This is a genomic window from Streptoalloteichus tenebrarius, assembly GCF_024171885.1.
Lineage (GTDB): Bacteria > Actinomycetota > Actinomycetes > Mycobacteriales > Pseudonocardiaceae > Streptoalloteichus > Streptoalloteichus tenebrarius.
Genome location: NZ_JAMTCP010000018.1, coordinates 35,070 through 56,378, shown reverse-complemented (window position 1 = coordinate 56,378; position 21,309 = coordinate 35,070). Strand labels below are relative to the sequence as shown.

Annotated in this window: 18 protein-coding genes; 3 read left to right on the top strand and 15 right to left on the bottom strand. The window is 73.5% G+C overall.

Annotation, left to right across the window (positions count from 1 at the left end):
* Positions 1-9: 9 nt before the first annotated feature.
* A complete protein-coding gene (locus LX15_RS16610) occupies positions 10-339 on the top strand; it encodes an MGMT family protein (RefSeq protein ID WP_253670550.1) in 330 nt (109 codons plus the stop codon).
* Between the two features lie 695 nt (positions 340-1,034).
* On the opposite strand, the gene LX15_RS16605 is transcribed toward LX15_RS16610, so the two are convergent.
* From LX15_RS16605 to LX15_RS16565, 9 genes are all read right to left on the bottom strand, one after another.
* On the bottom strand, positions 1,035-1,721 hold the full coding sequence (locus tag LX15_RS16605) for a sirohydrochlorin chelatase (RefSeq protein WP_253670503.1): 687 nt from the start codon (positions 1,719-1,721) through the stop codon (positions 1,035-1,037).
* A 68-nt stretch (positions 1,722-1,789) separates the two neighbouring features.
* On the bottom strand, positions 1,790-2,995 hold the full coding sequence (locus tag LX15_RS16600) for a uroporphyrinogen-III synthase (RefSeq protein ID WP_308213476.1): 1,206 nt from the start codon (positions 2,993-2,995) through the stop codon (positions 1,790-1,792).
* Complete coding sequence (gene nirD / locus LX15_RS16595; protein WP_253670501.1) at positions 2,992-3,339, bottom strand: nitrite reductase small subunit NirD; 348 nt, start codon at positions 3,337-3,339, stop codon at positions 2,992-2,994. The genes LX15_RS16600 and nirD overlap by 4 nt, the downstream gene beginning before the upstream one ends.
* Positions 3,336-5,864, bottom strand: a complete 2,529-nt coding sequence (nirB, locus tag LX15_RS16590) for a nitrite reductase large subunit NirB (protein WP_253670500.1) — start codon at positions 5,862-5,864, stop codon at positions 3,336-3,338. The genes nirD and nirB overlap by 4 nt, the downstream gene beginning before the upstream one ends.
* 111 nt (positions 5,865-5,975) lie before the next feature.
* Complete coding sequence (locus LX15_RS16585) at positions 5,976-7,394, bottom strand: MFS transporter (RefSeq protein WP_253670499.1); 1,419 nt, start codon at positions 7,392-7,394, stop codon at positions 5,976-5,978.
* 390 nt (positions 7,395-7,784) lie between these two features.
* Complete coding sequence (locus LX15_RS16580) at positions 7,785-9,263, bottom strand: FAD-dependent oxidoreductase (RefSeq protein WP_253670498.1); 1,479 nt, start codon at positions 9,261-9,263, stop codon at positions 7,785-7,787.
* On the bottom strand, positions 9,260-11,428 hold the full coding sequence (locus LX15_RS16575) for a molybdopterin oxidoreductase family protein (RefSeq protein WP_253670497.1): 2,169 nt from the start codon (positions 11,426-11,428) through the stop codon (positions 9,260-9,262). The genes LX15_RS16580 and LX15_RS16575 overlap by 4 nt, the downstream gene beginning before the upstream one ends.
* A 261-nt stretch (positions 11,429-11,689) precedes the next feature.
* Entirely contained in the window at positions 11,690-12,487 is a 798-nt protein-coding gene (locus tag LX15_RS16570; RefSeq protein ID WP_253670496.1) for a TIGR02569 family protein, read from the bottom strand.
* A gap of 124 nt (positions 12,488-12,611) precedes the next feature.
* The gene (locus LX15_RS16565; RefSeq protein WP_253670495.1) at positions 12,612-13,052 is read right to left on the bottom strand and encodes an SgcJ/EcaC family oxidoreductase; all 441 of its coding nucleotides are present in this window, start codon (positions 13,050-13,052) and stop codon (positions 12,612-12,614) included.
* A 95-nt stretch (positions 13,053-13,147) separates the two neighbouring features.
* Here LX15_RS16565 and LX15_RS16560 point away from each other — a divergent pair, with 95 nt between their 5' ends.
* Positions 13,148-13,627, top strand: coding sequence for a MarR family winged helix-turn-helix transcriptional regulator (locus LX15_RS16560; protein WP_253670494.1), 480 nt, complete (start codon positions 13,148-13,150; stop codon positions 13,625-13,627).
* Positions 13,628-13,796: 169 nt separating this feature from the next.
* Here the strand turns inward: LX15_RS16560 and moeZ are convergent, their stop codons facing one another.
* From moeZ to LX15_RS16545, 3 genes are all read right to left on the bottom strand, one after another.
* The gene (gene moeZ / locus LX15_RS16555) at positions 13,797-14,957 is read right to left on the bottom strand and encodes an adenylyltransferase/sulfurtransferase MoeZ (protein WP_253670493.1); all 1,161 of its coding nucleotides are present in this window, start codon (positions 14,955-14,957) and stop codon (positions 13,797-13,799) included.
* Positions 14,958-15,183: 226 nt separating this feature from the next.
* Positions 15,184-16,305 carry a DUF3152 domain-containing protein gene (locus LX15_RS16550; RefSeq protein ID WP_253670492.1) on the bottom strand — a complete coding sequence of 374 codons (1,122 nt, stop codon included), beginning with the start codon at positions 16,303-16,305 and terminating at the stop codon, positions 15,184-15,186.
* 46 nt (positions 16,306-16,351) lie between these two features.
* A complete protein-coding gene (locus tag LX15_RS16545; RefSeq protein ID WP_253670491.1) occupies positions 16,352-17,356 on the bottom strand; it encodes an alpha/beta fold hydrolase in 1,005 nt (334 codons plus the stop codon).
* Between the two features lie 166 nt (positions 17,357-17,522).
* On the opposite strand from LX15_RS16545, the gene LX15_RS16540 reads away from it, so the two are divergent.
* Positions 17,523-18,158 (top strand): TetR/AcrR family transcriptional regulator, encoded by a 636-nt coding sequence (locus tag LX15_RS16540; protein ID WP_253670490.1) that lies wholly within the window; start codon positions 17,523-17,525, stop codon positions 18,156-18,158.
* Between the two features lie 378 nt (positions 18,159-18,536).
* On the opposite strand, the gene LX15_RS16535 is transcribed toward LX15_RS16540, so the two are convergent.
* Genes LX15_RS16535 through LX15_RS16525 form a run of 3 tightly spaced genes read right to left on the bottom strand, consistent with a single transcriptional unit; the run spans position 18,537 to position 21,219 of the window.
* Positions 18,537-19,481 carry an alpha/beta fold hydrolase gene (locus LX15_RS16535; protein WP_253670489.1) on the bottom strand — a complete coding sequence of 315 codons (945 nt, stop codon included), beginning with the start codon at positions 19,479-19,481 and terminating at the stop codon, positions 18,537-18,539.
* On the bottom strand, positions 19,478-20,377 hold the full coding sequence (locus tag LX15_RS16530; RefSeq protein WP_253670488.1) for an AurF N-oxygenase family protein: 900 nt from the start codon (positions 20,375-20,377) through the stop codon (positions 19,478-19,480). The genes LX15_RS16535 and LX15_RS16530 overlap by 4 nt, the downstream gene beginning before the upstream one ends.
* Positions 20,374-21,219, bottom strand: a complete 846-nt coding sequence (locus tag LX15_RS16525; protein WP_253670487.1) for an SDR family NAD(P)-dependent oxidoreductase — start codon at positions 21,217-21,219, stop codon at positions 20,374-20,376. The genes LX15_RS16530 and LX15_RS16525 overlap by 4 nt, the downstream gene beginning before the upstream one ends.
* Positions 21,220-21,309: the final 90 nt, after the last annotated feature.

Sequence of the window (21,309 nt, the reverse complement as noted above, 5' to 3'; positions counted from 1 at the left end):
AGCTGGGGCATGGACGAGGCGTTGGTGGAACGGGTGCGCGCCGTGGTGTTGGACATCCCCTCGGGGCGGGTGTTGGCCTACGGCGACGTCGCCGAACTGGCGGGCGCGCCCTCCCCCCGGCTGGTCGGCCGGATCCTCGCGGAGGACGGACACGACCTGCCGTGGCACCGGGTGCTGCGTTCCGACGGCTCCGTGGCCACCCACCTGGCGCACGAGCAGCTCGAACGGCTGCGCGCCGAGGGCGTGCTCGCCGACGGGGAGCGGGTCGACATGCGGCGGTACCGGTGGGCCGAGGCGCTGCCCCAGCGGGAGGAGCCGCAGCTCGGGCTCTGGGACTGACACCCTCGACCACGCTGGGGGCGCGGACTTCCCCCACCGGTCGTTTTCCTGCCCTCAGGACAGCCCCCCACCCACCCGGGGGGCGAGCCCCGCGTCCAGCCTATCGGCCCACGAGGCGAAGTCCCAGCGCAAAACCGGGGCCTGTGGATAGATCGGGGGCTTGTGGATAGATCGCGATCAAGTAGGTCGACATCACCCGACAGTCAGGTCGACATGACCCGATAATCAGGTCATCGCCGGAGAACCGCGGTTCCCTGTGGACAACGACTTGACAAGAACCGGCTCGCCGCTCAACGGCCGATCGCCGGATGCCGGCCAGGAGACAGCACGGACCCCTTGAGCGGACGGGCCGCGAGATCACCAGATCGGTGGGCTCGCGGCCCGTCTTTCGTATGACATCCCATCCGGCGAGCCTGGCCGTCACCATCACCATCACCGTCACCGACCAGGGGATCTCGAATGCGATAAGCGATCCCGCCTGGGGCCGGCTGCCGCCCGGTAGCCAGGCTCGTATGCGATAGGCGATCTCGCCGTCAGCGGTTGCCGCCCATTCCAGCCAGCCGTTCCAGCCACCCGCGTCTTTCGTATACGAAAAACAAAAGCATGGCCACGGCCCCCTCCACTCCAGACCGCCCGCGCTTCGTATACGAGAGTCGACCCCCGCGACCGTCGCGCGACCGTCCCGCCCCGCTCCGTCAGGCGGCGCGGTCGCCGGAGAAGCGCGCGTCGACGTAGCGCCGCACCACGAGATCCACCACCCGAGGATGGGCGCCCAGCGGGTCGGCCACGGCGTCGGCGCCCGATCCGACGAGCGCGCGGTGGAACACTCCGGGCGCGAGCAGCCAGGAGGAGATCACCACCCGCTGGTGCTCCGCGCGCAGCTCGGCCACGACGTCCTCCACCCGGGGCCGGGACGTGGTGATGAACGCGGTGCGCACGCGCTCCCCGGTCCACGCCTCCAGCAGGAGAGCCGCCCGACGCACGTCGCCCAGCGCCCGGGGGTCGGAGGAGCCGGCCGCCGCCAACACGATCGCGTCTCCGGGGCGGCGGCCGGCCACCCGCAGCCGCTCGGCCGCCGCGGCCACGAGGGCGGGATGCGGCCCCAGCGCCGGGGTCACCACGGCGTCGGGGCGCTCACTGGCCGCGATCTGCCCGGGCAGGTCCACCCGCACGTGATAGCCCGCCGCGAGGAAGGCCGGAACGACCACCGCCGGGCCACGCACCCGCCGGAGCACCTCACCCAGCGTCGGGCGCGCCACGTCGGCGAAGGCCACCCGGACCGACACCCCCGCGAGGCGCTCCCGCAGGCTCGCGGCGATCCGCCGCACCACCGTGCCGCCCACCGGGTCCCGGGAGCCGTGTGCCACCAGTACGAGCGTCATCCGACCACCATCCGTCCCTTCGAGGTCTTCTCCGGTCGCCACGCGCCGAGTTCGCGGGCGCCACGCGTCTAGTCCGCGCGCGCCCGCACCGAGGCAGAACGTGGTCGCCCACACGAAGCGTCCGCTTCGACGGCCAACCGGTAGCCGCGCTTGACCACGGTGCGCACCAGGCGGGGTTCGCCGAGCGCGCCGCGCAGCCGGCCCACCGCCGTCTCGACCGCATGCTCGTCGGCCACCGCGTCCCGCCCCGAGTTGCCGCGCAGGGCGGCGAGCAGTTCCGCGCGCGGCACCACGTGTCCGGCGTGGGCGGCCAGCACCCGCAGGACCGCCATCGGCGCGGGAGCGACGGGCCGGAGTTCTCCGTCCAGCACCACCGCGTGCCCCCGCAGCTCGAAGTCGCGCCCCGCCACCCGCAGCCGCACCGCCCGGGACACCAACACCTCGACCACCGTGCGCGCGAGCGCGCCGATGCGGGCTCGTTCCGGGCACACCGTGGGCACACCAGCGCGCTCCAGGGGCGCCGCCGTGACCGAGCCGACGCAGGCGGCGACCACGTTGGCGCGCAACGCGTCTCTCAGGCCCTCTCCTCGCCCGGTCATCTCGGCGCGCCGCAACAGGTTCGCCGCGGCGGGCGCGCTGGTGAAGGTGAGGGCGTCGACCTGGCCGACGAGTGCGGCGTCGATGAGCCGATCCAGCGGCGCGCTGTCCTCCGGGGTCGTCCACCGGTAGACGGGGACCTCCACGACCGTCGCCCCGGCCGCCCGCAACGGCTCGACCAGAGCCGGCACGGGTTCGCCGTGCTGCTGCACGACGATCCGTCGGCCGGCGACGCCCCGCGCCAGCAGGTGGGACAGCACCTCGGCGGAGCACTCCGACTCCGGCGACCACGACTCCACCAGGCCGGCCGCCCGCACCGCGCCACGCGCCTTGGGTCCCCGCGCGAGCACCGGTGTCGAGGCCAGACGGCGCGACAACGCGGGCCCCATGCCCCATCCCTCGGCCGCCTCCAGCCAGCCGCGGAACCCGATGCCGGTGGTGACCACGACGGCGTCCACCGGTTCGGCCAACACCTGCTGGGTGGCGGCCAGCAGTTCGGCGTCGTCGGCCAACGGCACGATCCGGATGGCGGGCGCGTGCAGCACCGTCGCCCCGCGCCGCTCCAGCAGCGCGCCCAGCTCGTCAGCGCGTCGCGAGGCGGTCACGCCGACGGTGTAACCGGACAGGGGTGTCCTGTCCGTGGCCGTCCCGCCTGTCGTGTGCGAGGCGGCGGTCACCCGACCGCCACCTCCACCACGCCGTCGACGACCCGGACCGGGTAGGTGGGCACCCCCGTCCGGTCGTCGTCGAGGCACCGTCCCGTCCGCAGGTCGAACGCCTGCTTGTGCATGGGCGAGGCCACCATCGGCACGCCGTGGCGGTCGCCGACGATGCCTCGTGCGAGCACCATCGCGCCACTGAACGGGTCCAGGTTGGACAACGCGTGCACCGTGTCGTCGCTGGTTCGGAAGAGCGCGACCTGGGTGCCGTCGGGCAGCAACACCGCGACGCCGTTCTCCGGTTCGAGTGCCGCGTAGCCGCAGACCCGGACCCACACCCGCTCGTCGACCGCCGCCGTCATCGCCTCACCTCCGCAGGCTCCGTCCTCGCTGACACGTCCGGGACGGGCAGCAGCACGGGGACGCGCTGGCCCCGCTCGGCCCGGAACGAGATGCTCGGGTCCGGCACGCCGGGGGCGTTGACGAAGGACGTGAACCGGGCCAGCTTCTCCGGGTCCTCCAGCACGCCGCGCCACTCGTCGGTGTAGCCGGCCACGTGCGCGGCCATGGCCTCCTCCAGCTCGGCGCAGATGCCGAGGCGGTCCTCGACGACGACCTCCCGCAGGTGGTCCAGGCCGCCCTCCATCGCCTCGATCCACGCCGAGGTGCGCTGGAGCCGGTCGGCGGTGCGCACGTAGAACATGAGGAACCGGTCGATGATCCGGACCAGGGTGTCCTTGTCCACCCCGGACACCAGCAGGTCGGCGTGCCGGGGCCGGAAACCGCCGTTGCCGCCGACGTAGAGGTTCCAGCCCTCCTCCGTGGCGATCACGCCGAAGTCCTTGCTCCTGGCCTCCGCGCACTCCCGCGCGCAGCCGGACACCGCCGCCTTGATCTTGTGCGGCGAGCGCAGCCCCCGGTAGCGCAGCTCCAGCTCGATCGCCAGCCCCACGGAGTCCTGGACGCCGTAGCGGCACCACGTGCTGCCGACGCAGGACTTCACTGTGCGCAGGGCCTTGCCGTACGCGTGCCCCGACTCGAAGCCGGCGTCGACCAGGCGGCGCCAGATCCGGGGGAGCTGGTCGACGGTGGCGCCGAACAGGTCGATGCGCTGCCCGCCGGTGATCTTCGTGTAGAGCCCGAAGTCGCGGGCGACCTCGGCGATGGCGATCAGCCCGTCCGGGGTGATCTCCCCACCCGGGACGCGCGGCACCACGGAGTACGTCCCGTTGCGCTGCATGTTCGCCAGGAACCGGTCGTTGGTGTCCTGCAACGACGCCTGTTCGCCCTCCAGCACGTGTCCGGCTCCCAGCGACGCCAGGATCGACGCCACGACCGGCTTGCAGATGTCGCAACCGCGCCCCCTGCCGTGCCGGGCCACCAGTTCGCTGAACGTGCGCACCCTCGTCGCCCTGACGATCTCGAACAACTCGGCGCGGGACTGCTCGAAGTGCTCGCACAGCGCCTTCGACTGCTCGACGCCGCACGAGGCGAGCAACTGCTTGAGCATGGGCACGCAGGAACCGCACGCGGTGCCCGCCCTGGTGCACGCCTTGATGGCCGGCACGTCCGCGCAGCCGTCGACCACGATCGCGTCCTGGATGCGGCCCTTGGTCACCCCGTTGCAGGAGCAGACCTGCGCGTCGGCGGGCAGGGCGTCCACACCGACACCGGAGCCGGCCGCGCCCGCCGGCGCGATGAGCGAACCGGGGTCGGCGGGGAGGGGGCGGCCGACCAGGGGGCGCAACGTCGCGTAGGACGAGGCGTCGCCGACCAACACGCCGCCGAGCAGCGTTCCCGCGTCGTCGGAGACGACGAGCTTCTTGTAGCAGCCGGAGACCGGGTCGTTGTGGACGACCTCCAGCGCTCCCTCGCTGGTGGCGTGCGCGTCGCCGAAGCTGGCCACGTCCACGCCGAGGAGCTTGAGCTTGGTGGCGGTGTCCGCCCCGGGAAAGGTGGCCGTGCCGCCCACCAGGCGGTCCGCGACCACCTCGGCCATCGCGTATCCCGGTCCCACCAGGCCGTAGCAGCGGCCCTCCACGGCCGCGACCTCGCCGACCGCGTAGATGTCGGGGTCGCTGGTGCGGCAGGCGAGGTCGACGAGGACGCCGCCGCGTTCCGCCACCGCGAGGCCGCTCGCCCTGGCCAACTCGTCCCTGGGGCGGACGCCGGCGGAGAACACGACCACCCCGGCCGGCAGCTCGGTGTCGTCGGACAAGGCGACCCGCAACCCGTCGCCCTTCGCCGTGACCTCCCGCGTGGACACTCCACAATGGACAGTGATGTCGAGCTGCTCCACCAACCGGCGCAGCACGGCGCCGCCGCCCTCGTCCACCTGCAACGGCATCAACCGGGGCGCCAGCTCGACCACGTGCGTGCGCAGGCCGAGGCGTCGCAACAGGTTCGCCGCCTCCAGGCCGAGCAGGCCGCCGCCGACCACCACCCCGACGCCTCCCCCGGCGCCGGCGGCGGCCCGGATCGCGTCCAGGTCCTCGATCGTGCGGTAGGTGAAACACCCCGGGAGATCGTGGCCGGGCACCGGCGGCACGAACGGCCGCGAGCCGGTCGCCAGCACGAGCGCGTCGTAGGGCTGCCGGACGCCGCCGGCCGTGGTCACCACGCGGTTCTCCCGGTCGACCTCGACCACCGGGTCACCCAGACGGAGGTCGACCCCCTCGTCCCCCGAGTACTCACACCCGTCCAGGGCGAGCTGGGCGGCGTCCCACGAGTCGGCGTAGGAGGACAGCCCGACCCGGTCGTAAGCCGCCCTGGGCTCCTCCGCGAGCACCACGATCCGCCAGGCGCCCGCGCGGTCGCGGTCCCGCAGCGCCCGCACCAGGCGGTGGCCCACCATGCCGTGGCCCACGACGACAAGAGTGCGTGTCATCCGCTCCTCCTTCGTTGCCGCCACTATCCGAGGGCGTCGTGTCGCCGCCTTCTCCTCGCTGTGACAGCGGTGTTACGAGTTCCGCACCCACCCCGAAGATCACTTGTGCGCTCAGACCCCGGCGTGCGCGAGGCTCGGCGCCCTGGCCACCCACAGCCGTCGCCGCAGGTAGAACCACCAGGTGACGCCCGCGCCCAGCAGGTAGACGGCGAAGAACACCCACACGGCGGGTACGACCGACCCCAGGTTCACGTGCGCGACCCTGAACACCTGGTTGACGAGGAACCCACCGAGCGCGCCGACCGCGCCGGCGACGCCGATCACGGCGGCCGACTGGCGCTTGGCCGCCCGCAGCTCCTCGTCGACCGGTGTGCCCCGCTCGGTCGCGCGCCGGCGTGCGCGTGCGCCGAAGATGGCCGGGATCATGCGATAGGTCGCGCCGTTGCCGGCCCCGGACATGACGAACAACCACACGAACGACCCGAGGAACAGCGGGAAGTGGTGCGCGCCCAGGCTCACCACGACGCCCACGGCGCCGACGGCCATGCCCACGAAGGTGAGCAGGGTGACGCGACCACCGCCGAACCGGTCGGCCAGCCACCCGCCGAGCGGACGGGCCACCGACCCGACCAACGCGCCGGCGAAGGCGAGGTAACCGAGGCGGACCAGCGCCGGCACCGAGTCCAGTTCGGGGAACGTGCTCCTGACGAGCAGCGGCAGCACGAACGAGTAGCCGATGAACGAGCCGAACGTGCCGACGTAGAGGAACGACACGACCCAGGTGTGCCGGTCGCGCAGGGCGACGCCGTACGACCGGGTGTCCGCCCTGGCCTCGGTGAGGCTGTCCATCCGGAACCACGCGCACACGGCGGCCGCGACGACGAATGGGAGCCACAGCAGTCCGGCCAGGGCGAGGTGGGTCCCGCCGCCGAGGGAGATCACGACCGGCACGGCGAGCTGGGTGACGGCCACCCCGATGTTGCCGCCCGCCGCGTTGAGGCCGAGCGCGAACCCCTTCCTCCGCTCGGGGAAGAAGAAGGAGATGTTGGCCATCGACGACGAGAAGGTGCCGCCGCCCACGCCGGCGGTCGCCGCGGCGAGCAGGAAGAACCAGTACGGGGTGCTCTGGTCCCGCACGGCGACGACCAGCAGCAGGCAGGGCACCACCAGCAGCGAGGCGCTGATGACTGTCCACAGTCGACCGCCGAACCGGGGGACCGCGAACGTGTAGGGGACGCGGAGGACGGCGCCCACCAGGTTGGGCGCCGCGATCAGCCAGAAGAGTTGGTCGGCGGTGAAGTCGAACCCGGCGGGCCGCAGGCTCACCACCACGACGCTCCAGAGAATCCACACGTTGAAGCCCAGGTGTTCGGTCAGCACCGACAGCGCGAGGTTGCGGTGGGCGACGCGGCGGCCCGTGCGCCGCCAGAACTCCGGGTCCTCCGGTTCCCAGTGCTCGATCCAGCGCCCGCGTCGAGGCGGGTGGGGCGCAACGGGCGGCGGGGCGTCGATCTCGACCGTGCTGCTCATCGCTGACCTCCCGGTGTCGCGTTGCGGCGACGGTAGGAAGCGCGCGTTACCCGGACGTGCCAGCGCGTGACGGCGAAGGGAACTCCTGCTCACCCGGTGGCCGCGCCCCGGTGAGGTGGAGGAGCAGGAGCGAGCCGACGGGGACGAGGCGCGCGAGGCCGGATCGCCTTCCCGAAGCGACCTGCCTGTCCCGCGCGAACCATCCTTGGGTGCGAGCCGCCATTCAGTGCGCGCCACCTTGTCAATGCGGGCCGCCTTGTCAATGCGGGCCGCCTTTCTGGTGTGGGCCGCCGTTCCGGAGCGACGGACCCGCCCTCCCGACGCGCGCCGCCGTCCCCGGTGATGTGCGAGCACAGGCGCGACACCACCGGGGACGCCGGGAAAGCGAGGTCAGGAGACGGCCGGACGCGGCACCGCGGGCTCCTCGTCCGGGTCGACGCGCGCGAGCCAGTCCGCGATGCCCTGGAGGGACTCCGCGCAGCCGCCGCACCCGGTGCTCGCCCTGGTCGCCGCGGCCAACCCGGACGCGCCCCGCGCCCCCGCGCGCCACGCGGTCATCAACTGGCCCTTGCTGACCGTGTTGCACCGACAGACCACCGCCGAGGCGGGCAGGTCCGCCGGCGACGTGGGCGCTCCGGACGGCAGCGCCCTGCCGAGCAGCAACGCCAACCGGTCGGACGGCGCCGGCGTCCCGGCGTCGTAGAGCTGGGTGATCGTGGCCGCCGCGTCCGGGGCGCCCAGCACGATCGCGCCGGCGACCCGCTCGTCCCGCAGCACGAGCTTGGCGTACCGGCCCCGGGCCGGGTCCTGGAGGCACAGCACCTCGGCGTCCGGCTCGTCGACGTCGACGTGCACCTCGCCGAGCGCCGCCAGGTCGACGTCCCTGGCCTTGAGCCGGGTCACGACCGGTGTGCCCCGGTAGCGCGCGGCGGGGTCGGCCCCGGTGAGCAGGTCGGCCAGCACGGCGGCCTGGTCCCACGCTGGCTGCACGAGCCCGCCGACGGTGCCCGCGTGCTGGGCGCAGTCGCCGATCGCGCGCACCTGCGGGTCCGAGGTGCGCAGCTCGTCGTCCACGAGCACGCCGCGGTCCACCGCCAGCCCCGCCGCGGTGGCCAGTCCGGTCTCGGCCCGCACTCCCGCCGACACCACGACCAGCTCCGCGGGCAGCTCGCCGCCGTCCGAGAGCACCAGCCCGCGGCCCGGCGCGTACCGCTGGGCCGTGACGTTGAGCCGCACCGCGATCCCGAGCCGCGCGAGGGTGCGCGCGAGGACCCGCCCGCAGCCCGCGTCGAGCTGGCGTTCCATGAGGTGGCCCACGGGGTGGATGACCGTCACCGGGTGGCCGCGCCCGGCCAGCCCCCTGGCCGCCTCCAGCCCGAGCAGGCCGCCACCGAGCACCGCCACGGGCGCGCCCGCCCTGGCGCGCGTCAGGATGCGCCGGCAGTCGTCGAGCGTGCGGAACACGGCGACGCCGTCAGCCGGAGTCCCGGTTCCGTCGAGCAGGCCGTCTGTGGGCGGCACCCACGCGCGGCTCCCGGTCGCCAACACGAGCACGTCGTAGCCCAGCACGGCGCCGTCGGCGAGTTCGAGTTTGCGGGAGCCCACATCGATCCTCCGCACGGCCGTCCCGGTGCGCAGATCCACGCGCTGTCGGTCCGCCCACCCGTCGTCGTGCAGCCGCACCGCCTCCGGGGAGAGCGAGCCGGCCAGGACGCTGGAGAGCAGGACCCGGTTGTAGGCGGGGTGGTCCTCCGCGCCGATCACGGTGAGCGCCACGCGCGCGCCCTCGGGGTCCCGGCGCCGCACCTCCTCTGCGAGGCGCGCCCCGGCCATGCCGTAGCCCACCACGACGACCTGGCTGGCGCTCATGCGGTCTCCTCGGACGGGTCGCTCGGACGGCGGCGCCGGGGTTCCCCGGCGAGGGGCTCCAGGCGGACGGCGCACACCTTGAACTCGGGCATCCGGCTGGTCGGGTCGAGCGCGGGGTTGGTGACCAGGTTCGCCCGCTGGTCGTCCCCGAAGTGGAACGGCAGGAACACGGTGTCCTGACGGATCGTGGGCGTGTGCCGGACCCTGGCGACCGCGCTGCCGCGCCGCGAGACCACGCGAGCCAGCTCGCCGTCGCCGAGCCCGGCGCGCGCGGCGGTGTCCGGGTGGACCTCGACGAACGACTCCGGCGCCGCCGAGACCAGCTCCGCGACCCGACGCGTCTGCGCCCCGGACTGGTAGTGCTGGAGCACGCGCCCGGTGGTGGCGTGCAGCGGGTACTCGGCGTCCGGCGGCTCCGCCGGCCCCCGGTGGTCCACGGCGGCGAACCGGGCCCGTCCGTCGGGGTGGGCGAAGCGGTCCAGGAAGAGACGGGGCGTGCCGGGATGGCCGGGCGAGGGCACCGGCCAGTGGAGCTGTTCCCCGGCGCGCAGCCGCTCCCACGTCACGCCGGAGTAGTCGGCGGGGCCGCCGGCCGAGGCGCGGCGCAGCTCCTCGAACACCGTCTCCGCGTCGGTCGGGAAGCGGTCGGCGGGTTGGCCGAGGCGCACGGCCAACCCGTGCAGGACGTCCAGGTCGGTGCGGACGCCGGGCGGAGGGTCGAGCGCGCGGCGGCGCAGCAGCACCCTGCCCTCCAGGTTCGTCAGGGTGCCGTCCTCCTCCGCCCACTGCGTCACGGGCAGCACCACGTCGGCTGCCCGCGCGGTCTCCGACAGCACGACGTCGGCCACGACGAGGAGGTCCAGCGCCGCCAACCGCTCGGCGACGTGACCGGCGCGGGGCGCGGAGACCACGGGGTTGCTGCCGAACACCAGCAACGCCCTGGGGCCACCGTCAGTGCCGAGGGAGTCGAGCAGCTCGTACGCGGAGCGCCCCGGCCCCGGCAGGTTTTCGGGGTCGACGCCCCACACCGCCGCGACGTGGGCGCGGGCCTCGGGGTCGTCGATCCGGCGGTAGCCGGGAAGCTGGTCGGCCTTCTGCCCGTGCTCCCGGCCGCCCTGGCCGTTGCCCTGGCCGGTCAGGCAGCCGAAGCCCGAGCCGACTCTGCCGGGCAGGCCGAGCGCGAGCGCGAGGTTGATCCACGCGGACGCCGTGTCGACACCGCTGGCGTGCTGTTCCGCGCCACGGGCGGTGAGCACGTACGCGTTGGCGGCCTGCGCCAGGATGCGCACGGCGGCGCGCTGGTCGGCCGCGGCGACGCCGGTGACGCGCTCCGCCCTTTCCGGCCACCACCTCGCGGCGACGCGCCACGCCGCGTCGAAGCCGGTGGTGCGTTCGGTGATGTAGGCGTGGTCGAGGTGGCCGTCGGCGACGGCGGCGTGCAGCATGCCCAGGGCGAGCGCGAGGTCCGTGCCGGGAGCGGGGCGCAGGTGCAGCGCCGCCTGCTCGGCGGTGGCGGTGCGCCGGGGGTCCACGACGACGAGTCCCCCGTTGTCGACGGCTCGCCGCAGGTGCTGCGTGAACGGGGGCATGGTCTCGGCGACGTTCGCTCCGACCAACACGACGGCGTCGGCCCCGTCGAGGTCGGTGACCGGGAACGGCAGCCCCCGGTCGAGGCCGAAGGCCCGGATCCCGGCCGCCGCTGCCGAGGACATGCAGAACCTGCCGTTGTAGTCCACCTGCGACGTGCCCAGCGCGACCCTGGCGAACTTGCCCAGCGCGTAGGCCTTCTCGTTCGTGAGCCCGCCGCCGCCGAACACCGCGATGGCGTCCCGCCCGTGGGCGGCCTGGATCTGGCGGAGGCGGTGGGCGACGTGTCCCAGGGCGACGTCCCAGGACACCGGGCGCAACGGCGCGGCCCTGTGCGGGCGGAGCAGCGGTCGGGTCAGGCGGCCCGGCGCGGTGAGGACGCTGGCCGAGGTCCACCCCTTCTGGCACAGGCCGCCCCGGTTGGTGGGAAAGTCACGGGGCGCCACGGTGACCAATCCGGCACCGGTCGACGATTCGACCGTATTTGTCCCGTTGGCGGCCGTGAGCGCCATTCCGCATTGGAGCGCGCAGTAGGGGCAGTGCGTTTCGGTGGGCGCGGACGCGGCAAGCGCAGGCATCCGTTGGGCCATTTCGACGACCTCCGCTTCCCCAGCGTGGCCGCGTGCCGGGCCTTCCCCCACCCCTTGCGGGATGTCATCACGCGAACGGCCGAGCACGCTGAGAGATGAACCCGACAAGGCAGGAGCACCTGTCATCCCGACGAATGCCGACGCTAACCAGGGTCTGTTACCCCGAGGTGGCGTCGGGTTTCGGCCATGCGAACTCGTCCGCGCACGACGGGGTCGCGACGGTGAGGGTAACGGAGGTTCTCGTCCGGCCTAGAGCAGCGGGTGCACCACGTGGTAGGTCCGTTGGAGGCCTTCCAGCGACTCCGGCGTGGCCCTCGGGTGCAGGGCGTTGACCGCCAGGCGGAACAACAAGGCGCGCAGCAGCACCTGCGGCCAGTCGGCCAGGTGGGCCCAGCGCTCGACCAGACCGGGGTCCGCGCCGCCCCAGGCCAGCGAGTCCACGACGACGACCGCGGCGGCCCACTCCGCCGGACGCCAGTACGGCGTGAAGTCGATGACCGCCGGCGGGCCGTCCCCGTGGAACAGCACGTTGCCGAACAGGTCGCCGTGCACGACCTGCGGGTCGAGGCCGAGCGGGCGGCGCAGCGCCGCCAGCATCTCGAACAGCCGGCCGCCCCGGTCCATCGCCAGGGGGTGGTCCTCCTCGCCCCAGGCCATCCGGTCGGCCAGGGAGAACACGTCCCGCCTCGCGTCGACGAACCGGGGGCGGGGCAGGCCGGCGGTGGCGGCGTGCAACCGCAGCGACACCGCGACGACCTCGTCGTGCCGGGGCTCCGGGCGGCCCTCCAGGTACCGGGTGGCCGACCAGCCCGCCACCACCCACCGGCCGTCGGTGGACCGCAGGGGTCGGGCCAGGCGCAGGTCGGGCAGGCGCATCGTGTCGAGCGTCTGGGCGATCCACGCGGCCTCGGCGGGGTTGGTGACGGGCTTGAGGACCACGTCACCGCAAACCCACGCCGGGCCGCCGTCGATCAGCTCGGGCTGGACGCCACGTGCGCCGAACGCGGCGCACACGTGCTGCGGGGGCGGCTCCGGTCTAGGGCTCACGGCTCGGGACCGTACCTTGTGCCGACGACGGGACGGGGGATGGCGCGCCAGGGCCGGGGCACGCGTCGCCCCGCACGGTCCGGCGTTGCCGCACCTCACGGGCCTGGTCGCGCCCTGGCTCCCCTCACTCGGGCGTGCCGGCCGGAGGGGTCGCCGGGGGCGTCTGCCGCCGCGTGTTCTGGAAGTGCGCGAACCGCCAGCCCTCCGGCCGGCGCACCGCGACGAGCGACACCGTGGAGAGCCGGTCCGGCGTCAGCTCCTGCCCGGGGAGGGCGACCCCGCCCTCGGTGGACACGAGCAGCGCGACGTCCGGGGTCAGGAACCGCACCCCCGCCTCGGCGCCGAAGCCGGTCATCCGCGAGCCGCGCAGCACGGTCGCGAACAACCACCGGTGGCTCTCGACGATCTCCCGGCGGCCCCGCGCCAGGTCCCCCATGAAGGTGACGTACTCCGCGTCCTCGGTGAACGCCGCGCCGTAGGCGTCGGCGTCCCCCTGGTCCCACGCCCGCGCCAGCGAGGCGGCGAGCGCCCGGACGGCGGCCTCGTCGGTGCCGTGCTGTCCCATCCGTCTCCCCCTAGGATCATCACAAGATGTCATCTTCTGCACGGACACAATATCTGCACGCGTGCAGATATTGAGGCTAGGAGAGGTGGTTGGAGGTGTCAACGTCCGCGCACCTGCCCGAGGACGCGGAGCGCGTCTACCGGGAGTACCTGAGCGCGGTGGTGCTGCACGGCCAGGCGGTCGCGGAGGCCGTGGGCATGCACACGACCGACGCCTACGCCCTGAACGTCCTCGGGGTGCACGGAGCGCTGACGGCCGGGGAGCTGGCGGAGCGCACGGGGCTCACGACGGGCGCGGTCACCCGGCTGATCGACCGACTGGAGCGGGCCGGCGCCGTGCGCCGCGTCAGGGACCCCGGGGACCGGCGCCGGGTGATCATCGAGGCCGTCCCCCGGGAGGACGACCCCACCGAGAAGCTCGTCGCGCCGGCGCGACGCCGCGTCGCGGAGGTGTTCGAGGGCTACGACGAGGAGCAGGTCCGCGTCCTGTTTGACTACTTCGCCAAGGCCGCCGCCGCCCTGCGCGAGGCGACCGAGGAGATGCGCGGGACCACCCGACGCCGCCGCACCTCCTGACACGGGCACGCCAGGGCGGCGGCGCACCCACGCGATGGCGCGCGCATGCGATTGCGCGCCCACATGATGGCGCCCACGCGATGGCGCGCCCACGTGATGGCGTGCCTATGACGAGGGCCGCCCCCGGACCAGGTCCGGAAGCGGCCCCGCTCGGCCCGTCGGCGTCCCCTCAGTACGTCGGCAGGCTCGGGTCGATCTGGCGCGCCCAGCCCAGCACGCCGCCACCCACGTGGACGGCGTCGGCGAACCCGGCGCGGTGGAGGGCGGCCAGCGCCTCCGCCGACCGCTGCCCCGACTTGCAGTGCAGCACGATCGGCCGGTCCTGCGGCAGCTCGGCCAGCGCGTCGCCGTTGAGGATGCGGTCCTTGGGGATCAGGACCGACCCCGGGATGCTCACGATCTCGTACTCGTGCGGCTCCCTGACGTCGACCAGCAGGAAGTCGTCGCCCCGGTCGAACTTCTGCTTCAGCTCCAGCGGGGTGATCGTGTGGTTGGCCGCGGCCTCCTGCGCGGCGTCCGAGACCACGCCGCAGAACGCCTCGTAGTCGATCAGCTCGGTGACCGGCGTCGCCTGCGGGTCCTTCCGGATGCGGATCGTCCGGTAGGTCATCTCCAGCGCGTCGTACACCATGAGCCGGCCGAGCAGCGTCTCCCCGATGCCGGTGATCAGCTTGATCGCCTCGGTGACCATGATCGAGCCGATCGACGCGCACAGCACGCCGAGCACGCCGCCCTCGGCGCAGGAGGGGACCATGCCGGGGGGCGGCGGCTCCGGGTACAGGTCGCGGTACTGCGGGCCGTGCTCGGCCCAGAACACGCTGACCTGGCCCTCGAACCGGAAGATCGAGCCCCACACGTACGGCTTGCCCAGCAGCACGCAGGCGTCGTTGACCAGGTAGCGGGTGGCGAAGTTGTCGGTGCCGTCCAGGATCAGGTCGTAGTCCCGGAAGACGTCCAGCACGTTGGTGGAGTCCAGCCGGAGCTGGTGCAGGTTGACCTTGACGAACGGGTTGATGTCGGCGATCGAGTCCCTGGCCGACTCCGCCTTGGGCCGTCCGATGTCGGACTGCCCGTGAATGACCTGGCGCTGGAGGTTGGACTCGTCGACCACGTCGAACTCGACGATGCCGAGCGTGCCCACCCCCGCCGCGGCCAGGTACAGCAGCGCCGGGCTGCCCAGTCCCCCTGCCCCGACCACCAGCACCTTGGCGTTCTTCAGCCGCTTCTGCCCGTCCACCCCGACGTCCGGGATGATCAGGTGACGGCTGTACCGCGCGACCTCCTCCTTGCTGAGCTCCGCGGCGGGCTCCACGAGCGGCGGTAGCGGCATGCGCTCCTCCTCGTCGTCTACTGGAGGTGCCGGTGGGCGGCCGCCGCGCGCTGTCGTGCGCCGCCGCCCTCCGACACCGACCGGGTGCGGGCGTCCCGCACCGGGTGGTGGCAGGGACTCCCAGTGTCCCGGAACGGACAACGCGGGGGAGCCCGCCGCCCTTCCCCGCTCCCAGACCCTGGAACGGCGCAGGTCGGCGGTTGCGGCGTCGCCGCAGGTGAGGGGCTCAGTTCACGGTCGGGTACGGCCAGGGGTTGGGCCGACAGGTCTTTCCGTCAGCCTTCACGTTGTCCGTCCCCAGCGTCGCGAGGTAGTCGTTGGAGACGCCCCAGCTCTGCTGCATCATGATCGGCGCGAGCTGGCCGTCGGTCTGGCAGGGCTTGTGCCCGTAGCCCAGCCCGTGCCCCACCTCGTGGTTGATCACGTAGGTCTTGTAGTCCACCAGCGAGCCCTGGTAGACGACCGCGCCCCTGGTCCACCGGGCGATGTTGATCGTCACGCGCTTGGACGGCGGGTCGTAGCAGGAGCCCTCGAACGGGATGTCCCACCCGCAGATCTCCCTGGTCGTCATCTGCGAGGTGAGGCTGATCCGCAGGTCGGCCCTGCCCGAGTCCTCGATCCGCTGGAAGCCGTGCTGCTTGTCGCCGATCCAGCTCCGGGTGTCGTGCAGGATCTGCTCGACGTGGTGGGCGAAGTCCGTCCCCGCCTCCGGCAGGTCGATGCCGTTCTCGACCTCGACCGTGTACTTGAACATCCGGGGGCCGCCGTACGGGTCGCCCTTGCCGGGCACGACGGACCAGCTCTTCTGGCCGCGCTCGGTGAACGGGCCGCCGCCGGGCAGCTCCGCCGACGCCTTGGCCGCGTCGTACAGCTTGGGGTCGGGGTTGGGCACGGGCGGGACCCTGCTGGTCGGGGTCTCGCTGTCGGCCTTCGCCTGGTTCTGCACCCCAGCGGCCTGCGCGCCGCCCTCCTGGCCCGAGTTCACCGTGTTCATCAGGGCGAGCGCGGTCACGACCACCAGCACCGGCAGCGCGTAGACCCGCCACCCGTAGGTGGACAGCAGGCCGGCCAGGCCGGTCCTGCGCTCACCGCGCGCGCGCCGCGACGCCGTGGCGGCGTTCGCCGCCGACTCCTCGACGTCGGCGGCCTCGGGCGCGTCCTCGTCGCGCGCGGCGCGGGCGGCCAGGGGGTCCCAGGAGGCGGCCAGCGGTTCGGCGCTGGTCCTCCGGCTCCCCCTGCGGAACCGCTCCTCGCCCTGGCGCGGACGGGACGCGGGGCGACGAGGCGCGGACGCTTCGTGGTCACGCTTGGCAACGCCCTCACGAGGTCCCTGCGGCGTCCGGGTCACGGGCCCAGACTGCCACACCACTCGATCAGAGCCGTGCAGCGGCACGTCACCACTCCGTGCGGTCGGCGGCCTCCCACATGCCCAGGACGGCGCGGGCCACCGAGCGCGGGCGCTCCATCTGCGCGACATGCCCCGTGCGGGGCAGGACGAGCAGCCGCCCGCGCGGCAGCAACATCGCCGTCCGGGGCGCCTTGCGCACGCTGACCAGGCGGTCCTGCGTGCCCCACACCACCAGCGCCGGCGCGTGGACCTGTGGGAGCACCCGCCACAGCGAGCGCGCCCTCGGCGCCAGCCACGCCTTGATCAGTCCGATGGTGGTGCGGCCCAGGGCGTCACCCGCCCATGGCATCCCGTTGCGTTCCGTGTACTCCTCGACGGCCTGCGCCAGCCGGTGCTCGGGCACGTCGTCGGGGTTGGCGAAGCACAGCCGCAGCATCTGCTCGACGCGTTGGCTGGGGGTGACCGCGGCCAGCATCTCCCGGTAGCGCCGCCCGACGGCTCCCGGCAGCAACGCCAGCGGCAGCCGCCGGTCGGACAGCCGCCCGAGGGAGGGGCGGCGGTCGGGCACGGCCGGGGAGACCAGCGTGAGGGTGCGCACGAGGTCGGGCCGGGTGGCGGCGGTGAGGATCGCCACCGTGCCGCCGAAGGAGTTGCCGAGCAGGTGCACGGGGCCGGCGCCCAGGCCGGACAGGAAGCGCACCAGCACGTCGGTGTGGGCGAGCACGGAGAAGTCGTGCCCCTCCGGCGGTGGGGTGCGCCCGAAGCCGGGCAGGTCCACCGCCAAGCCCTGGCAGCGGACGGCGAGCTGGCCGGCCAGGTCCGTCCAGTTCGTGGACGAACCGGCCAGTCCGTGCACGTAGACCGCGGTCTCGCTGGTCGGCCCCCTGGTGTGCCGGACGTGCAGCCGCACCCCGCCGGAGGTGACGAACTGGCCGGGCCAGGGCGCCTGCTGCGGGTCGATCGGCGGCAGCGCGGCCGTGGACAGCGGCACCCTGGTGAGGGGTGCCCGCGTCCCCGGACCGGGGGGACCGGTCGGCCGGATGAGCGTCACCCTTCCAGGATGCTCCGGAGCCGCCGAGACCGCTCGGGAGCGGCCAGGGCGCCCGCCGGCACCCCGCCGGACAGCGCGACACTACTACTGCCGAGTAAGGTCGGTGCCCCGGTTGGAGTCCTTCCGTCGTGGCTCCGGCCAGGGACGACGTGGCTGGAGGCAGGACATGACCGAGACGGCGCAGCAGGGCACCGGACAGGTGGGGCGTGGCGTGCGGTTGCCGCGTTCGGCGCGACGCGCCCAGCTCCTCGCCGCCGCCCAGGACGTGTTCGTGGCCAACGGCTACCACGCCGCGGCCATGGACGAGATCGCCGAGCGGGCCGGGGTCAGCAAGCCCGTGCTCTACCAGCACTTCCCCGGGAAGCTGGAGCTGTACCTGGCGTTGCTGGAGACCCATGTCGACCAGCTCGTGAAGCGGGTGCGGGACGCGATCGAGTCGACGCACGACAACAAGCTGCGGGTGCGGGCGGCGGTGGCCGCCTACTTCGACTTCGTCGACAACGGCCAGGCGTTCCGCCTGGTGTTCGAGTCGGACCTGCGCAGCGAGCCGGCGGTGCAGGACGCGGTGGAGCGGGCGACCTCGGCGTGCGTGGACGCCATCACCGAGACCATCACCGCCGACGCAGGCCTGGACGAGGAACGCGCCCGCCTGCTCGCGGTCGGGCTGGTGGGCCTGAGCCAGGTGACCGCCCGGTTCTGGCTGGACGCGGGCAGCGCGGTGCCCAAGGACGAGGCGATCGCCCTGATCTCCACCCTGGCGTGGAAGGGCATCGGCGGTGGGTTCCCGCTCCAGCACCCCTGAGCCCCGGGCCTCCCACAGGGCCCGCGTTTCCTCAGGTGACGGAATGTCCGCTGTCCGGCGCACCGCCAGGCGGCGGTCCCGTTATGCCGCGGCAATGACCCGGACGCCCGCCTACCATCATCCTTCAGAGTGAAATCGTCGCGCCCCTCCCCCACCAGAGGGAACAAGGGAACCAGAAATGTCAGTGCCCCATGCGACGTTTGTAATGGGGGGTTCCCCCTACGAAACTCTGAACATGATGCCAAGAAATAGGCGGCATCTCAGGACGACGTGAACACCCGCACGGCACACGAGCCGAAACTCGTGTGCCGTGCGGGTGTTCGTCGTCCAGGGAATATCCGAATGCGCCTCGCTTGCGCGAACGCACCCCGCCAGATGTCACCCCGCGGACTTCTGCTCGTCCTCCACCACTCCGGTCGACGCCGGCGCCGAGGCGGCGGCGTGCCGCACGAGGCCGGCGATCCGCTCGGTCACCTCGATCGCCCGCTCGAACGGCAGCATGTGCCCCGCGCCGCCGTAGACCACCAGTTCCGCGCCGGGCAGCGCGTCCGCGATCACGCGGGAGTGCGAGGGCGGGGTCAGCCGGTCCATCCCGCCGGCCAGCACCACCACCGGCCGCCCGCGCAGCACCTTCAGCGCGTGCCACCGCTCGTGCTCGTCCAACGCCACCCGGAACCCGGCCAACGCGACCGGGTGACAGCAGGCCACCTGCCGCGCGGCGTCCACGAGGTCGCCGCGCTCCACCCGGTCGCCGAACAGCAGCCACCGCAGCGCCGGACGCAGCGGCTTCGACCGGGGCGCGAGCACCGGCCGTCGGCTCCGCCCGATCCGACGCGTCACCCGGCGCTCCACGGCGAGCACCGCCCTTCCGAGCACGCCCGGTAGGCCGAGCGTGATCCCCCGCAGTCCGCCGCTGGACGTGTTCACCAGGGCCACGCCGGCCACGCGCGTGAACAGCTCGGGGTGCCGGTCGGCCAACGCCATGATCGTCATGCCGCCCATGGAGTGCCCCGCGAGCACCAGCGGCCCCTCGGGGGCCAACGCGGCGATCAGCTCGGCCGCGTCGTCGGCGATCCGGTCGAGCGTCGCGCCCTCCGCACCCGTCGGCGTCGACCGGCCGTGCCCCCGGATGTCGTACCGCAGCACGCGCGCCCCGGCGCCGTCCCGGCTCGCCAGCTCGCCGGCGACCCACCGCCAGGTGTCGCTGGTGAGGGTCCAGCCGTGCAGGAGCACCACGGTGACCTCGGCGTCGGCCGGCCCCTGGCTGACGACGTGCAGCTCGGTCCCGTCGGAGACGCGGAACACCTCCGCCCGCCCGCTCACGCGAGGAAGAACGACTTCCGCCACAGCGCCATCCCCGGCTTCCCGACCAACCCGATCTCGTCGAAGTACTTCATCATCCGTTCGGCCGCCCACCGCACGGTCCGCTGCCAGTGCGGGTTCGCCAGCGCGACCCTGGTCGTCGACGCCGGGTCGAGCCCGACCGACCGGTAGACCTCGGGCCGGACCAGGCCGCGCGAGAAGATCAACGCGACCGTGGCGGTGACCAGCCGGTGGAACGCCAGCGCCGGCGCCGGCAGGTCGACCATGGAGCGCGCCAGCTCCTCCCTGGCGAACCGGACGTGCCGGGCCTCCTCGACCACGTGGATCCGGTTGACCATGCGCACCAGGGGCTGGAGCCGCTCGTCGTTCATCATCTCCCGCTGCATCCGGTCGAGCAGCTCCTCGCCGATCAGCGTCGCCGCGAACATCGACGGCCCCCAGGCCACGCCCTTGAACAGCCGGCCCAGCTCGTGGGTCATCCGCCACTGCGGGTACCTCGGGCAGCCGAGGCGCTCGATCATGCGGCCGAACATGACCGTGTGCCGGCACTCGTCGCCGATCTCGGTCAGCGCGTACTGCACGTGCCTGGTGCGCGGGTCCTTGCTGTAGACGAGCCGGAGCAGCATCTGCATGAGGATCTCCTCCAGCCAGATGCCGGCGCTGGCGATGCTGGCCGCGACGTGCCGGCTCAGCTCGACGCGCTGCTCGTGGCCCAACCGGTCCCACAGCACCGTGCCGTAGATCGGCACGTACTCGGGGCTGACGAAGAACATCCCGTCGACCAGCGGGGCGTCCCAGTCCAGGTCGAGTTCGGGGTCGTAGGAGTTCTTCGCCGACGAGCCGAGCAGCCGCTCCGCGGTCCGCTCCCGGTCGGTGATCCGTAGTGCTCGTGTCATGACCTCGCCACCCTCTCCGCGCCGTCGCGGACCATGCGCACCATCCGTTCGGCGATCGGCACGCCGTCGTAGGCCCCTCTGGCCACGTCCCTGCGGTGCCGCGCCAGCACCACCCGGTCGACCAGGGCCGGCAGGACGCGGCCGAGCCGGATCGCCCCGCCGCCCCAGCGGGTGGTCCCGGTGTCCCTCGGCGGCCGGGCCGCCGCGATCACCCGCAGCAGGGTGCCGACGACGTCCTCGACCCGTTCGGCCGGCACCTTGCCCTCCAACGTGACCCCGGCCCTGCGGCTCGCCTCGTGGATGGGCGTGCGCACGTAGCCGGGGTAGACGGTGGTCACCCGGAGCCGGCCGCCGTACTCGACGCGCAGGCAGTCGGCGTAGGCGGACAGACCCCGCTTGGCGACGGTGTAGGCCGAGGCGAAGGGCACGGTGACGAAGGCCAGCCCCGAGGCGACGAACACCGCCCTGGGGTCGGGTGAGCGCAGCAGGTCGGGCAGCGCCGCCGCGGTGACCCGCCACGCGCCGAGCAGGTTCACCTCGACGGTGCGGCGCACCGCCTCGTCCACGGGTCCGCCCGCGTCGGCGGGCAGGCCGACGCCGGCGTTGTTGACCACGACGTCCAGGCCGCCGAGCCGCTCGACGGCCTCGGCAACGCCCCGCCGCACCGACTCGTCGTCGGTGAGGTCGCACCGGACGACCTCCGGGGTGTCGTCGTCGGCCGCGACGTCGAGCCCGACCACCCTGGCGCCGCGGGCGCGCAGCGCCGCGGCCGTCGCGGACCCGAACGCGCCGGCGGCGCCGGTGATCAGCACGCGGCGCCCGGCCAGCGGTTGCCCGCCCATCGCCCACCTCCTTCCGCGCGCCCTGGGGACGGGGGCACCCGCGGCGGCGCCGCGCACCAGGACGTCACTTAGGTGTTACTCGAAGTAACG

Coding starts and splice junctions, on each gene's coding strand:
- LX15_RS16610 (WP_253670550.1), top strand. CDS start 10: ATGGACGAGGCGTTGGTGGAACGGGTGCGCGCCGTGGTGTTGGACATC.
- LX15_RS16605 (WP_253670503.1), bottom strand. CDS start 1,721: ATGACGCTCGTACTGGTGGCACACGGCTCCCGGGACCCGGTGGGCGGC.
- nirD (WP_253670501.1), bottom strand. CDS start 3,339: ATGACGGCGGCGGTCGACGAGCGGGTGTGGGTCCGGGTCTGCGGCTAC.
- nirB (WP_253670500.1), bottom strand. CDS start 5,864: ATGACACGCACTCTTGTCGTCGTGGGCCACGGCATGGTGGGCCACCGC.
- LX15_RS16585 (WP_253670499.1), bottom strand. CDS start 7,394: ATGAGCAGCACGGTCGAGATCGACGCCCCGCCGCCCGTTGCGCCCCAC.
- LX15_RS16580 (WP_253670498.1), bottom strand. CDS start 9,263: ATGAGCGCCAGCCAGGTCGTCGTGGTGGGCTACGGCATGGCCGGGGCG.
- LX15_RS16575 (WP_253670497.1), bottom strand. CDS start 11,428: ATGCCTGCGCTTGCCGCGTCCGCGCCCACCGAAACGCACTGCCCCTAC.
- LX15_RS16565 (WP_253670495.1), bottom strand. CDS start 13,052: ATGGGACAGCACGGCACCGACGAGGCCGCCGTCCGGGCGCTCGCCGCC.
- moeZ (WP_253670493.1), bottom strand. CDS start 14,957: ATGCCGCTACCGCCGCTCGTGGAGCCCGCCGCGGAGCTCAGCAAGGAG.
- LX15_RS16540 (WP_253670490.1), top strand. CDS start 17,523: ATGACCGAGACGGCGCAGCAGGGCACCGGACAGGTGGGGCGTGGCGTG.
- LX15_RS16530 (WP_253670488.1), bottom strand. CDS start 20,377: ATGACACGAGCACTACGGATCACCGACCGGGAGCGGACCGCGGAGCGG.
- LX15_RS16525 (WP_253670487.1), bottom strand. CDS start 21,219: ATGGGCGGGCAACCGCTGGCCGGGCGCCGCGTGCTGATCACCGGCGCC.